The following is a 13,519-nucleotide window of genomic DNA, read 5'->3' as shown; positions in this document are numbered from 1 at the left end:
GGGTTGAATCATGAGTGTTGAGATTATTCTCGGTGTCGTCATGTTCACTGCCATCGTGCTGGCGTTGGTGGCAGTAATTCTGGTTGCCCGCTCCCGTCTGGTGGCAACCGGTGACGTACGCATCGATATCAATGGCGATGCAGACAAAGGCATTGATGCTCCGGCTGGCGGCAAGCTGCTGGGGACCCTGGCGAATCAGGGTATCTTCCTGTCTTCCGCCTGTGGTGGTGGTGGTACCTGTGCCCAGTGCAAGTGTCAGGTGCTGGACGGCGGTGGTGACATTCTGCCCACAGAAGAAGGCCATTTCACCAAGGGTGAAATTCGCGATGGCTGGCGCCTTAGCTGCCAGGTCAACGTGAAGCAGGACATGAAGATCCAGGTGCCGGAAGAGTTCTTCGGGGTGAAGAAATGGGAGTGCGAGGTTATCTCCAATGATAACGTGGCTACTTTCATTAAAGAGCTGACTCTGAAACTGCCGGAAGGCGAGAACGTGGATTTCCGCGCGGGTGGTTATGTGCAGCTGGAAGCGCCGCCGTTCGATATCAATTTCTCTGACTTTGATATCGCCGAGGAATACCGCGGTGACTGGGAACGTTTCAACTTCTTCGATCTGAAGTGCAAGAACAACGAAGAAGTGATTCGCGCCTATTCCATGGCCAACTATCCGGAAGAGAAGGGCATCCTCAAGTTCAACATCCGGATCGCTACGCCGCCTCCGGGCTCGCAGGGTATCCAGCCGGGTATCATGAGCTCCTATGTCTTCAATCTGAAGCCGGGCGACAAGATCACCGTATTCGGGCCCTTTGGTGAGTTCTTCGCCAAGAAGACCGATGCCGAGATGGTGTTCATTGGTGGTGGTGCGGGCATGGCGCCCATGCGGAGCCACATTTTCGATCAGCTCAAGCGTCTCAATTCTGACCGCAAGATGAGCTTCTGGTACGGTGCCCGTAGTGTTCGCGAGTGTTTCTACACCGAAGAATACGATCAGCTGGCAGAAGAGAACGACAACTTCCAGTGGCATCTGGCGCTGTCCGATCCGCAACCGGAAGATAACTGGACGGGGCTCACTGGCTTCATTCACAACGTGCTTTACGAGCAGTATCTCAAGGACCACCCGGCCCCTGAAGATTGCGAGTTCTACATGTGTGGACCGCCAATGATGAACGCGTCGGTCATCAAGATGCTTGAGGACCTTGGCGTTGAGCCGGAGAACATCCTGCTGGATGATTTCGGCGGCTGATTAAGAGACGCCGGCCTTCGGGCCGGCGTTTTTGGTTTAGTTGAAAGCTCAAAGTTTAAAGTTGAAACCGTGGCTACAGAAGTGCCTGGATTCAGACCCTGCACCCCGCGTTCAAATTATTTCCTGGCGGGGGTTCCCTCGTTTGAACTTTAAACTTTGAACTACTCGTGCAACCCACCGGATCCGAACCATGACCCGCATCTGCCTCCTGCTGGTTCTCTCCCTGACGCTGTTGCTGTCCGGCTGTGACGACAGCAAGAATCGCCTTTCTGTGCTTAGCGGGCCCACCATGGGTACCAGTTGGAGTGTGAAGTTTACCGGCAACCCGGATGAGAGCGTTGATGCCCTCAAGGCGGATATTGAGGCCGCATTGGAGCAGGTGAATGCGGAGATGAGTACTTACCGTGAGGATTCAGTACTCAGCCAGTTCAACCAGGCGCCTGGCGGGACGATCATGGATTTGCCTGCGGATACGGTAACGGTGATGCAGGCCGCTTTTTCCATCTCTGAAATGACGGGTGGTGCCTATGATGTGACCGTGGGTCCATTGGTGAACCTGTGGGGCTTTGGGCCCGGAGCGGATCGTTTCGAGCCTCCGGAAGACAGTCAGTTACAGGCAGCCATGAGCCGGGTGGGTTGGCAGGCCCTGTTACTTGATGGGGCTCGCCTTCTGCAACCTGGTGATGTGTACGTGGATCTGTCATCCATTGCCAAGGGCTTTGCGGTGGACAAGATCGCTGACCTCATGGACAAGCATGGTCTGCGTTCCTGGTTGGTGGAAGTGGGAGGGGAGCTGCGTGCCCGCGGCACTAAACCCTACGGCCAGCCCTGGCGGATTGCCGTTGAGCGCCCGATCCCCGGGGTTCGCGAGGTGGAGCAGGTTGTGACGCTCAGAGACATGGCGGTGGCGACCAGTGGCGATTACCGGAATTTTTTCGAATCCGGTGGTAAACTGTATTCACACACCATTGATCCGCGCACGGGCTACCCTGTTCAGCACAAGCTCGCATCGGTGTCAGTACTGCATGAAAGCGCCATGATGGCGGATGGCCTGGCAACCGCAATGACAGTGCTGGGACCGAAAGACGGAATGGCGTTTGCCAAGGCTCATGAACTGGCGGTGTTTTTCATTGTCAGAACAGATGAAGGCGTAACAGAATTGATGACGCCTGCCTTCGAAGCAATCCTGGAGGAGATGTAACATGTTGATGACTATTGTAGTGGCCGTGATTTTTATGGGGCTCCTGTTTGCCGGTATGGCCATTGGCGTGATTATGTCGAACAAGCCTCTGGAAGGCTCCTGTGGTGGCCTGGCTAACCTGGGGCTTAAGGAAGGCTGCGAAATCTGTGGTGGAGATCGCGGCAAGTGTGAAGAGAACAGCAAGAAAGTGAACAGCGAGAAAGCCGCTGCGCTGGGCCGCGACGTGATGAAGATGTAAGGTTCTGTGCCTTGCAGAAAAAGCCCGCCTTGTGCGGGTTTTTTTGTAGGTTGAACGTTTAAAGTTCAAAGTTGAAAAGCGCGGACCGGGCCTGTCTGGACAGAAAGGCTGTGCCCGCGCTGAACCGGCTAAACAAGCAAATTCCGCATTCTTTAAGCCCCCCTGTAAAGCTCGCGCTTTTCAAGTTTACACTTTCAACGACTCTCAGCCCCCCAGCACCACCGCCGTGCGCAATTTGGCCTGGCCGTATTTACGCATCTGCTCGAATTTTTCCCGTGTGATTGGCACATGCTGGCAGTCCAGCGGCACCTGGTCTTCCCCGGGGTCCGGGTCATGGATGTAGAAGCATTCTTCATCATTGCCGCTAATGGCGACCCAGTGAGGCGCCTTGCGGCCATCCAGGCGCCAGGTACTGATCAGAACCAGCACAATTTTTCCGGCGCTGATGGCATTATCCAGATCGTCTGCGGTGAAGTCCTGATAGTTAACGGCGATGCCTTCCTGCTTGCAGGTTTTGACAAAGTAGTGGTGCAGGGTGGTGATGACGTCCTTCTTGTCATGATCGCGTACCGAATCCACAAACAAGGGGCCCTTCTGGTTGCACCACACCGTGGCTGCAAGTCCACGCCGGCGAGCCGCAATGGCCAGCCCCATGGGGTGGCAGCCACCGTGGCCAGCGGTCATGTAGATAGTGGTGGCCTCTCGCCACAGCAGCAGTTCCTCGGTGGTGTCCGGGGTGTGTCCCTTCAAAGCCGCCAGCGCCATCAGCAGGCAGGCCGGGCCACAGGTAAACGGTGTGCTTTGCTGCACCCAGGGCAGGTGAAGCTGTGCGTCGTTGGCGGGCTGGTAGTGCAGCCGCTTCTGGTAGCGCAGGGCATCCTGGTGATCTTCGTAATAGTCTGGAGCCAGGCCAAACAGACGGTAGCCACGTTTCTCATAAAGCGCGATGGCGCCCTGGTTGTCCTTGCGGACTTCCAGACGCAAGTAGAGTCGTCGTTCCTGATGGGCATAGTCTTCGGCAGCTTCCATCAGCTGTTCGCCCAGTCGTTGTCCGCGCTGGGCTGGATCCACGGCAATGGAATACAGGCGCGCCAAACGGGTACCCGGCTGCAACAGTACCAGCGCGTACCCGGCCAGCTGGCGCTGATCGGTTTGCGCCACGATGAGGCCATCATGATGACGATTGATCCATTTCTGGAAACTGCGACGGGATAAACGGTCCGAATCGAAGCAACGTTGTTCCAGTGCAGTGAGCGCATCCAGATCGCTGGGAAGGGCAGGGCGGAGGGTGACGGGGCACATGATCCTTGTTCCTTGAGAGTGGCCCAGCATAAGACAACAGCGATATGACGGGCTAGAGGAATCTTGGCGTAACTGATACGAGGGCGAGTTGCGAGAAGCGAGTCTCGAAGAGAAAGAGCAAAACCCCTATGAAGCCACCGTTTCTGCGTTTCGAAACTCGCTTCTCGCAACTCGAAATCAGAAAGGACCCTGAATCACATAAGCATTACCCGCCGGTGTGGCAGCCACGTCGTACCCGCGGCATACTGAAGTCATTAATCAGGAGGGACGTAATGCCGCAACAGGATCCGGTTCGGGGGCTTGTGCTCTCTGGGGGCGGGGCCCGCGGGGCCTATCAGGTGGGTGTGCTGTCGGCGATTGCCGAGTTGCTGGATCGTGGCACACCCAACCCTTTCCCGATCATCTGCGGCACTTCTGCTGGCGCCATCAATGCGGCAGCACTGGCGGCCAATGCCGGAAACTATCGCACTGCGGTACGTGGCCTTGAGCGGGTTTGGGCGAACCTGACGGCAGAGCAGGTATACCGGACGGATCTTTATGCCTGTATCAAAGGCATCGTGCGTTGGCTGTTTTCCGGTTTTACCACTGGACGCACACCGGATCGAAGTGCCCTGCTGGATAATCTTCCCCTACAGCGGCTGTTGACTCTTGTGGTCAATTTCCAGCGCATTCAGCAAAACATTGACCTGGGGCACCTGCGCGCTATCTCCATTACTGCATCCAACTATGCCACCGGTGAATCGGAAAGTTTTTTCCAGGGTGCCCCGGAACTGGCGGACTGGGTCCGTGCCCGTCGCAAGGGCAAGCGATCCCGTATTGGGGTCGAGCATCTGCTGGCCTCTGCGGCAATTCCAATCCTTTTTCCCGCCGGCAAGGTGGATGGTGGCTACTACGGCGATGGCGCTCTGCGCCAGTTGGCGCCATTGAGCCCGGCGGTGCATCTGGGCGCTTCGCGGCTGCTGGTGATAGGTGTCTCCGGCAATGCCACGGCTGGCCGTCAGCGGATACTCAGTGGTTACCCGTCCATGGCCCAGGTGCTCGGCCATGTGCTCAACAGTGTTTTTGTCGACACCCTGGAAGGGGATGTGGAACGGCTGGAGCGCATCAATCATACCCTCTCAGCGCTGGGGGAGCGGGCCCGCCGCAAGCATGGCATTACCTTACGGGAAGTGGATGTGCTGAAAATCTATCCGTCCCGTCCCATCGATGAAATCGCCGCCGAGCACCTTAAGGAATTGCCGCGTACCTTGCGTTTCTTTCTCCGCGGGTCGGGGGCCACCCGTTCCCCGGGAGCCAGTGCCATGAGTTACCTGCTGTTTGAGCCGGGTTTCACCGGGGCTCTGATCGACATGGGTTACAGGGATGCCATGGCCCGTAAGGAAGAGATAGAGGCGTTTTTCAGTCAGGAACCGTTGCTGGAAACCGGGGCAGGGGACAATCAGACGGAGGCCGAATCCTCATAACGGTGTTTGCGTAGGAAGTGGGTGACGAAGCTGGTGGGATAGTCGGTGATGATGCTGTCGACTTTCAAGCGGCTCAGGCGGTCGGCTTCAGTGAGATCGTTCACCGTCCATACGGAGACTTTCAGTCCGCGTTTGCGGGCACGACGCATCAAGGCCGGAGTGACCAGCGAGTAGTGGGCAATCAACCAGCTGCAGCCCAGCGCCCGTGCGCGCCGGGTGGGTTGAAGATAACGGTACTGACAGACATACCCCCGCTCAATATCCGGTGCCATGGTGGCCATCATGCGCAGGAAGCCGGTATGGCTGGAGGTGACCACAACTCTGGCCTGCAGCTGCTGTTCATGGATCATGTGTGTCAGGTGATGGGCCAGTTGATGCAGGATGATGCGATCGGCCCCTTTGACCTCGAACTGGAAGCGCATGTCAGGACCGCACAGATCCACCACTTCCTGTAGCGAAGGGATGCCGGTGGGGCTGTGCCAGCCCGGCGTGTTACGGCGAGCGTCCATTACGCCCAGCTGGGCACGGGTGTACTGACGCACATTGCCTTTCATGCCGGTTGTACGGGTGATGTCACTGTCGTGCAGTACAATCAATTGACCATCGGATGACAACCGTACATCCAGCTCCATTTCCGTGACCCCTGCTTCCACAGCAACCTGAAAGCTGGCGAGGGTATTTTCCGGTGCTTCCCCACGGGCACCGCGGTGGCCCACCAGGGCGGGGGAATGGAATGCATTGAGTGGCTGTGTCATCGCAATATTCATGGTCACATTGTTTTCGAGAAAGATGACAGCGCTATGACCCGGATACAAGAGGGCAAGGTGTCATTTTTGTGACTTTTTAACGGTGTAACCTGCGTGTCATGTTCAACCTCGAAGACATGAAGAGGCGGAGGCACTTTGTCACTGATCAGGGATTATGGGCGCTACTTTCTCGCCAGCTGGTTGCCGGATTACGAGGGCAGGATAAAGGGGGGCTCAGTGCAGCGCTGGCTGGTCATGCTGGTGTTCTGGCCGTTGTTTCTGATGGTGCAGGGTATCAATGGCATTGGCTTGATGCTGGATCATGTGTTGTTTCCCGATTTCCGGCGGGTGCAGGTGCGCGAACCTCTCTTTGTGGTAGGTGTGCCGCGTAGCGGCACCACGTTTCTCCATCGGTTGTTAGCGCTGGATGAGGGCTTTACCACCACCGCATTGTGGGAACTGCTGTTTGCCCCGTCCATTACACAGCGCTACTTCTGGACAGGGCTGGCCAGACTGGATCGTGCTGTCGGGCGACCTCTTGGCCGGTTGCTGGGATGGCTGGAGCGACGGCTGCTGGGGGGGCTGGATGATGTCCACAAGACCGGGCTGCTTGACCCGGAAGAGGACTATCTGGGTTTGATCCCGGTATGGGGCTGTTTCCTGCTGGTGCTGGTAGTGCCGGTACCGGCACTGTGGCGACTGACATTCCTGGACCGTGATGGCAGCGCAGAGGAAAAGGTGCGGGTAATGACCGCCTATCGCCGTTTCATACAACGTCATCTCTACTTCCATGGCGAACACAAACAGCTGCTCTCCAAAAATCCGTCTTTTACGCCCTGGCTGGAGACGCTATCGGAAGGCTTTCCTGATGCCCGTTTCATAGGTTGCCTGCGCAGCCCGAACCAGGCAGTGCCGTCACAGATTAACTCGATACTTATCGGCGCGAAGCTCTTTGATGGGCGGGATACCACGGTCTATTGGCGACAGGGCTTTCTTGCCATGCTGGACTACTATTATCGGCACCTGTTGTCTGCTTTGGAATCCATGCCATCACAGCGTCAATCGTTGTCTGTGATGGAAGAACTGACCAAGGCGCCCGCCGCCACGGTGCTGGGCTTCTATGATGTCTTTGGCTGGCAGGTGGATGAGGCATTCCATACCCGACTGCTTGAGCAGGATCACAAGGCCCGAAAATACCAGAGTGCTCATACCTATTCGCTGGAAAACCTGGGGGTGGATGCGGAGACCCTGAACGCCACCTTTGGTTGGGTGTATGAGCGTTTCGGTTTTCCCCGTCCCGTGAAATGACGCCAACGCCTCCTGGCGCGCTATCACTCAGTCTCTGTCTCACCGCTGAAAAATTCTGTCACATCTTGATGCTACCGGTTTTCCTGGTGTCACATTTTCGACATACCCGGGGTGAATACTCGCCCCATGGATACCAAAACGCTTCGAGTACTTTTTGTGGTGGATGCGATCAAAGGTCGGAATGGCGTCGGCGCCTATTTCCAGGATCTGGTGTCGCATCTGGAAGGCCAGGTCGAGCGGGTTGAGCTGGTGCAACCCTGTCTGCAGGATCCCCATCCCTGTCAGGGGGTTTCCATGCCGATTCCCGGCGATCCGACCCAGCGGCTGTTCTTTCCAAAAATCAGGGAGCTCTGTGCCCTGGTATGGGAAATGAAGCCCCATGTGATTGTCATTCCTGGCCCCGGCATCTTCTCCATGATCGGTTACTGGATTGCCAAGAAGTGGGGTATCCCGGTTTGTGTCACCTTCCAGACCGATTACAACCGCCTGGTAGAACTGTACTGGGGCAAGCGTCTGGCGCGTCTGGCGGGCGGTTTTCTGAACTGGGTCAATCGCACCCTGTTCCAGGGCAGCGAAACGGCGGCCACCATCTGCGAATCCATGATTGCCCAGGCGCGAACCGCGGGCGCGCGCAACCCTCAGTTGGTCGGCACACCGCTGGCACGGGAGTTTGTGCAGACGCCGGTTCAGCCGCTGGCTGGGGATGTGCGGCGGGTATGCTATGTGGGCCGCCTGGCAGCGGAAAAGAATATTGAATCCTTCCTTGAGCTGGCTGCTTGTCGCCCGGATCTCCAGTTTGAAGTGGCTGGGGATGGTCCATTGCGCAGCAAGGTTGAAGAAGCGTGCAAACGGCATGACAACCTCACTTTGCTGGGTTGGTGTAGCCGTGCACAGGTGGTGGAACTCATTGACCGCAGCCAGGTACTGGTGCTGCCATCGTCGGTGGAAGCCTTCGGCACCGTAGCGCTGGAGGCAATGGCAAGACAGCGACTGGTGATCACTACACCCGCCTGTGGCATCAATGAGTGGCCTGCATTGGCTCGTGGTCTGTGGATCATGGAAGAGGGGGAAAACCTGTCTGCGACCCTGGACCGTCTCAAGGAATTGTCCGCAAACCAGCGCCAGGCAAAAGCCCTTGATGCCCGTGAGGCAGCCTGTGTGATGAACAACGATGCCATTGCTCACTGGGGATCGGTGCTTGCGCACTGTGCCGCCATGAAACCGGTGCCTTCGAGCCTGCCTTCGCCAACGCTGGCATTGCTGCGACGCTTGAGCAGTCACCATGCCTGAAAGTCGTGGGATGGCGCAGGGTATGACCGGTCTGAAAGCGTTACTCAGCATCCATGATGTGATGCCGGAAACCCGTCCCCAGGTCAGCGCCATGCTGGCCTCGTTGTCGTTGCCTGCCCAGGCCGTCACATTGCTGGTGGTGCCGGGCAGGCACTGGTCCAGGGATGATTTGGTCTGGTTGCGCGGACTTCAGCAAGTTGGGCATCCTCTTGCCGGCCACGGCTGGATTCATCAATGCCAACCGCCGGTTACCCTCTATCACAAGCTTCACAGTGCCCTGTTGTCCCGTCAGGTTGCCGAGCATTTATCGTTCAGTGCTGACGGGGTTATCCAGCTGATGAATGATTGTCATGGCTGGTTTGCGGAACAGGGTCTGAGCGTGTCGCCACTGTATGTTCCACCAGCCTGGGCATTGGGCAGTCTGCGGCCGGAGCACTATCACCAGCTGCCGTTCCGTTATCTGGAAACTCTCGCCGGCGTGCTGGATACCCAAAGCGGAACCCTGACTCGATTGCCGCTGGTAGGCTTTGAGGCGGATACGGTATTTCGCGCCTGGTTTCTGAAACTTTTCAATGGCTACAATGTGGCTCGTGCCAAGGCACAGCAGATGCCGGTTCGGATTGGGCTGCATCCCTTCGATCTTTCCAGCCATCTGGCGTCACAGATCCCTAACCTGATTGCTCGCGTGACGGAATTTCACGACTATGCCGCACTGGGGGATCCTGAGTGGCTACCGCGTCAGTTGCTCTAGCCGGTTTCGTCCTGTCCTTTGTCCCTCAGGCGCTTACGCTTCTGCCTGAAGTGTTTACTTTTTCTCCTGCAAAGCCCCACTGGTCGGCTGGGTGTAGGATGATGTCATTTTGAGATAAAACAGAACATTCATTCCCTCTGCTGGACGCGATACTTTTTGACGGTTCAGTCATTCAGTTATCAAAAATAACAATACGGAAAAGGGATATGAAACGTCACGTTGGTATCACCCTGCTGACCATTGCCGGTTTTGTTGTCTCCGGTCAGGTGCTGGCTGAAAAGAATTATGAGGATTACAGCCGCAGTGAGCTCAGGGCCATGGCTGAGAAGAGCCGTAAATCAGTTGATGAGAATGATGTCTGGCAGACGGAAAAAGTGGATGTCGACGAATCGGTGATTGAGGGTGCCTGGAATGCCGTGCCGTTCCAGACTCGTTATTTCGACTACCCGCCAGAAAAACTCAAGGCTCGTTGGTCTGATTTGACCCGGGCGATTCGAGTGCCTTATCCCTCTCCGGAATATCTACAGGTAAGAATTGAGCGATTCCCGGTCCTCAGAGAAGAACTGGGGCCAGATTTTGATGGTGACTACGAGGCCCTGTCTCAACAGGTATTGCACACCTGGCGTCTGTTTTTCCGTGGTGACTTTCGTGCAGCCAAGGACTTCGGTGTTCAGCTAGGGGCCTATGGCAAGCTGCCGGCGTATCTTGCGCAGAGTATCCAGGCCCTGTATCTGACTGAGAGTCGGGATGAAAAGCTGGAAATGCTGAACGATGTGACCAACCAGATTGCCGACTATGTGGACGTGCTCAAAGGTATGAAGGATGAGCCTGAGTTCCGTGATGACTATATGGTCCTGCGTCTTGGTTATGCGTTTGCCATTGGCCGGCTGGCAGAAGAAGCGACGCCCATGGAAGCGCTGATGAATAACTATCTGTTCAAGGTCAGCCGGGCTCTTGATGATGCCGTTGAAATCGATCCCGACCACCCCGTGGCGCTGGCAATGCAGGCCGCCAAGGATGCCAATATTATCCGCGTGGTGGGCAAGCTGCTTGGCCGGCTCACGTTTGGGGCGCGCTTGAGCCGGGTGGAAGATGGGTTTGAAGCCTCTTTCCGGCAGGAAGATGACCTCGCCATTGTTCACTACGAGTACGCTAATTCTCTGATTTATGTGAATCGCAATCGTGACATCTATCGTGCTTTTGACCAGTTCAACACCGCCATTGGTATCCATCCCAAGTCGGCTATGGAAGCACTGGACTCCATGTATGCTGCCAAGCGTTTCAAGGAAATCCAGGATTACTATCTGAACTACAAGCAGAGTTTTCGCGCTTTTGAACGCGAGCGCCGTGAGTATATGGAAGTGACGGATGAAAACCTCTACAACGTCCTCAAGCCGGCATTTCTGGTGAGTGAGTATGTGAAGCGCAAGGAAGAGGGTTACGAGTTCAGCATGGTGGATTAAGTCCGTGTCAGCTATGACCTATGCTCGATTCGATTGGGAAAGGGTTTAACGTTCCGGATTGCTGTATTTCCATGAAACTTCTGTAAGAGCTCGCCTGTATGCGATAAAGCTTTTTGCAGGGCAAATCGCTTGCAGGCAAGCTCCCACGGTGAATGGTTGTGTTTTACCTAAGGCGTTCAAATTTTTGTTCTGCCGGGGCGGGGCACTCAAAGTCGGCGCTGTAGGCCCAGCCGATGGAATTGCCTTGCTGGGTTTCGGTCTTGCAACGCTGGCTGGGTTTGCCAGCTGGAATAGCGCCGTTGTACCCCCAACGCTGACATTGCCCCGAGGTTTTCTGCAAGCCCTGGTGCCAATCCACTTTCGGGCGTTGCATCAGATGTAGTCACAGGCCATGACCACGGGTGCCCCGGGGCGGCTCTCCACCCGCTAAGCGGGTGGTGGACGGGGTGGCACAGGCGCTCAGGAGTGCAGTCACGGCGACGAGTAGCAAGGACGAACGCATGTTTTTGGCGCCCGTTCATAAGTGGGTATGGATCTTGGCTTCAATCCCGATAGCGTTTGCTCAGATCCTGGTAGGCATCCACGCGGCGGTCACGCAGATAGGGCCAGATGCGGCGTACTGATTCGCTGCGCTGCATGTCCACATCGGCGAGCAGTACCTGCTCGCTGTCGCTGTCGGCCTGGGCGAGGAACTCGCCCTGGGGGCCGCAGACGAAGCTGTTGCCCCAGAAACGGATACCACTGTCATCAGCAGGGCTCTGTTCGAAACCCGTACGGTTAGCCACCAGCACGGGGAGACCGTTGGCAACACCATGGGCGCGCTGAATGGTGATCCAGGCGTCGAGTTGTCGCTGTTGCTCGTCCCTGTCGTCTTCCGGGTCCCAGCCGATGGCGGTGGGGTAGAGCAGCAGATCCGCCCCCGCCAATGCCATCAGGCGTGCCGCTTCCGGGTACCACTGATCCCAGCACACTAGCAGGCCAAGTTTACCGACACTGGTATCAATGGGGCTGAAACCACTGCGTCCCTCATTGAAATTTGCGTCGCCGGGGGTGAAGTAGAATTTCTCGTAGAAGCCCGGATCGTCTGGAATGTGCATCTTTCGATAGATGCCTGCCAGGCTGCCGTCCTTTTCGAGAACCACGGCGGTATTGTGGTACAGGCCGGTGGCGCGCTTTTCGAACAGGCTGCCGACGATGACGATGCCCAGCTCTTTGGCCAGGCAGCCAAGCTTGTCGGTGCTGGGCCCGGGAATGCTTTCTGCCAGATCGAACACCGAGGTGTCTTCGGTCTGGCAGAAATACAGACTGCGGTGTAGTTCCTGGAGCATTACCAATTCCGCGCCCGCACTGGCCGCCTGGCGCACCAGGGACAGGGAGTGATCCAGATTGGCGGAAAGATCCGCACTGTTTTTCTGCTGGATAACGGCAACTCGCATTGCTGATCCTTCCTGAATAATGTGAAAAGCAGTGCGCTTACAGGGCGCCCTGGGGCAGCTGCATGGTGACACAATGCAGGCTGCCATGTTGTTCGATCAAGACCCGGCAATCCACCGGTGTCACCCTGCGCTCTCCGGCTACGGCACTCAGCGCATCAATGGCTGCCTGATCGGTTTCACAGCCATACACCGGCAGCAGAATCTTTTCGTTGGTAATGAGGAAATTGGCATAGGTGGCAGGCAGCCGCTCGCCCTCACGGCTGTACTGGGCGACAGGCAGCGGCAGCGGCACCAGACTCAGGTTATGCTTGTGGGCAAGCGTCTGCAGCTCCTTTTCCATGCGTTGCAGGGAGGGATGATGACTGTCACTGGCATCTGTGCACTGCACATAGGCAATGGTGCGGGCATCCACGAAGCGGGCAAGGGTATCCACGTGCGCATCAGTGTCATCGCCTTCCAGCTCACCATGCTCCAGCCACCAGATCTCCTTTACCCCCAGTTGTTCCTTGAGCTGGGCGGTGAGTGCTTCGTCGGTCAGAGCCGGATTGCGGTTGGGATTGCGCAGACAGTGGCGCGTTGTCAGCAGATGGCCCTGACCATCGGTGTCCACGGCGCCACCCTCAAGGACCAGATCCTGAGTATGCAGAGGCAGGGACCAGGGTAGGGAGGCGTTAAGTGCATTATCCCTGTCGGCCTGAAACTTGCCGCCCCAACCTGTGAAGGTATAGTTCAGCAGTTCTACCGTGCCGCTGCTTTCCACGGCCAGTGGGCCAAAGTCCCGTGCCCAGGTATCGTTGTAATCTGCAATGATGAGGCGCAGTCGCTCTGTAGGGATGCCGCGTTGGGCAACCAGACGCTGGATGCGATTGCTGAGAGTCTCGTTGCGGCAGATCAGCAGGACATGTTCGTGATCAAGCAGCGCAGCCAATAGACTCAGGTAGCACTGTTCGGCTTCGGCAAGGTGATCAGCCCAGTCGGTATCAGGATCGGGCCAGGCGAGCAGCACCCCCCACTGGGGGTGCCATTCAGGTAGGAATCGGCGCATGGGAGGGAGGTTCCATCAGGGAAGTCACATGCGCGC

The 13,519-nt window shown here is 56.8% G+C and carries 13 protein-coding genes; 8 read left to right on the top strand and 5 right to left on the bottom strand.

Annotation, left to right across the window (positions count from 1 at the left end; translation table 11 throughout):
* Window positions 1-10 precede the first annotated feature (10 nt).
* The 3 genes from nqrF to nqrM all read left to right on the top strand — a co-directional run bounded on the left by nqrF (window position 11) and on the right by nqrM (window position 2,679).
* The gene (nqrF, locus tag GQF00_RS04110; protein ID WP_161317853.1) at window positions 11-1,240 is read left to right on the top strand and encodes an NADH:ubiquinone reductase (Na(+)-transporting) subunit F; all 1,230 of its coding nucleotides are present in this window, start codon (window positions 11-13) and stop codon (window positions 1,238-1,240) included.
* A gap of 190 nt (window positions 1,241-1,430) precedes the next feature.
* A complete protein-coding gene (locus tag GQF00_RS04105) occupies window positions 1,431-2,441 on the top strand; it encodes an FAD:protein FMN transferase (protein WP_161317852.1) in 1,011 nt (336 codons plus the stop codon).
* Between the two features lies 1 nt (window position 2,442).
* Window positions 2,443-2,679, top strand: a complete 237-nt coding sequence (gene nqrM, locus GQF00_RS04100) for a (Na+)-NQR maturation NqrM (protein WP_202560336.1) — start codon at window positions 2,443-2,445, stop codon at window positions 2,677-2,679.
* Window positions 2,680-2,883: 204 nt separating this feature from the next.
* Here the strand turns inward: nqrM and GQF00_RS04095 are convergent, their stop codons facing one another.
* Window positions 2,884-3,981, bottom strand: a complete 1,098-nt coding sequence (locus GQF00_RS04095; RefSeq protein WP_161317851.1) for a GNAT family N-acetyltransferase/peptidase C39 family protein — start codon at window positions 3,979-3,981, stop codon at window positions 2,884-2,886.
* Window positions 3,982-4,253: 272 nt separating this feature from the next.
* Here GQF00_RS04095 and GQF00_RS04090 point away from each other — a divergent pair, with 272 nt between their 5' ends.
* On the top strand, window positions 4,254-5,444 hold the full coding sequence (locus GQF00_RS04090) for a patatin-like phospholipase family protein (RefSeq protein WP_161317850.1): 1,191 nt from the start codon (window positions 4,254-4,256) through the stop codon (window positions 5,442-5,444).
* Here the strand turns inward: GQF00_RS04090 and GQF00_RS04085 are convergent.
* Complete coding sequence (locus GQF00_RS04085) at window positions 5,420-6,211, bottom strand: glycerophosphodiester phosphodiesterase (RefSeq protein WP_237440368.1); 792 nt, start codon at window positions 6,209-6,211, stop codon at window positions 5,420-5,422. The two genes, GQF00_RS04090 and GQF00_RS04085, sit on opposite strands and share 25 nt — an antisense overlap.
* A 135-nt stretch (window positions 6,212-6,346) precedes the next feature.
* On the opposite strand from GQF00_RS04085, the gene GQF00_RS04080 reads away from it, so the two are divergent.
* The 4 genes from GQF00_RS04080 (at window position 6,347) to GQF00_RS04065 (ending at window position 11,002) form a co-directional block, all read left to right on the top strand.
* A complete protein-coding gene (locus GQF00_RS04080; RefSeq protein ID WP_161317848.1) occupies window positions 6,347-7,498 on the top strand; it encodes a sulfotransferase in 1,152 nt (383 codons plus the stop codon).
* Between the two features lie 126 nt (window positions 7,499-7,624).
* Window positions 7,625-8,788: a glycosyltransferase gene (locus GQF00_RS04075; protein ID WP_161317847.1), complete on the top strand. Its 1,164-nt coding sequence runs from the start codon at window positions 7,625-7,627 to the stop codon at window positions 8,786-8,788.
* A complete protein-coding gene (locus GQF00_RS04070; RefSeq protein WP_237440367.1) occupies window positions 8,781-9,539 on the top strand; it encodes a polysaccharide deacetylase family protein in 759 nt (252 codons plus the stop codon). Before GQF00_RS04075 ends, GQF00_RS04070 begins: the two co-directional genes overlap by 8 nt.
* Before the next feature lie 206 nt (window positions 9,540-9,745).
* A complete protein-coding gene (locus GQF00_RS04065; protein ID WP_161317846.1) occupies window positions 9,746-11,002 on the top strand; it encodes a hypothetical protein in 1,257 nt (418 codons plus the stop codon).
* Between the two features lie 163 nt (window positions 11,003-11,165).
* Here GQF00_RS04065 and yecR read toward each other — a convergent pair whose 3' ends face one another.
* The 3 genes from yecR to GQF00_RS04050 all read right to left on the bottom strand — a co-directional run bounded on the left by yecR (window position 11,166) and on the right by GQF00_RS04050 (window position 13,483).
* Window positions 11,166-11,375 carry a YecR family lipoprotein gene (yecR, locus tag GQF00_RS16660; protein WP_237440366.1) on the bottom strand — a complete coding sequence of 70 codons (210 nt, stop codon included), beginning with the start codon at window positions 11,373-11,375 and terminating at the stop codon, window positions 11,166-11,168.
* Window positions 11,376-11,544: 169 nt separating this feature from the next.
* Entirely contained in the window at window positions 11,545-12,438 is an 894-nt protein-coding gene (locus GQF00_RS04055; protein ID WP_202560335.1) for a carbon-nitrogen hydrolase, read from the bottom strand.
* A 37-nt stretch (window positions 12,439-12,475) separates the two neighbouring features.
* Window positions 12,476-13,483 (bottom strand): agmatine deiminase family protein, encoded by a 1,008-nt coding sequence (locus GQF00_RS04050; protein ID WP_161317845.1) that lies wholly within the window; start codon window positions 13,481-13,483, stop codon window positions 12,476-12,478.
* Between the last annotated feature and the right edge of the window lie 36 nt (window positions 13,484-13,519).

It is taken from the genome of Alcanivorax sp. DP30 (genome assembly GCF_009882945.1).
Lineage (GTDB): Bacteria > Pseudomonadota > Gammaproteobacteria > Pseudomonadales > Alcanivoracaceae > Alcanivorax.
Note: the sequence above shows the minus strand (reverse complement) of the source record. Positions and strands in the feature narration are given on the sequence as shown.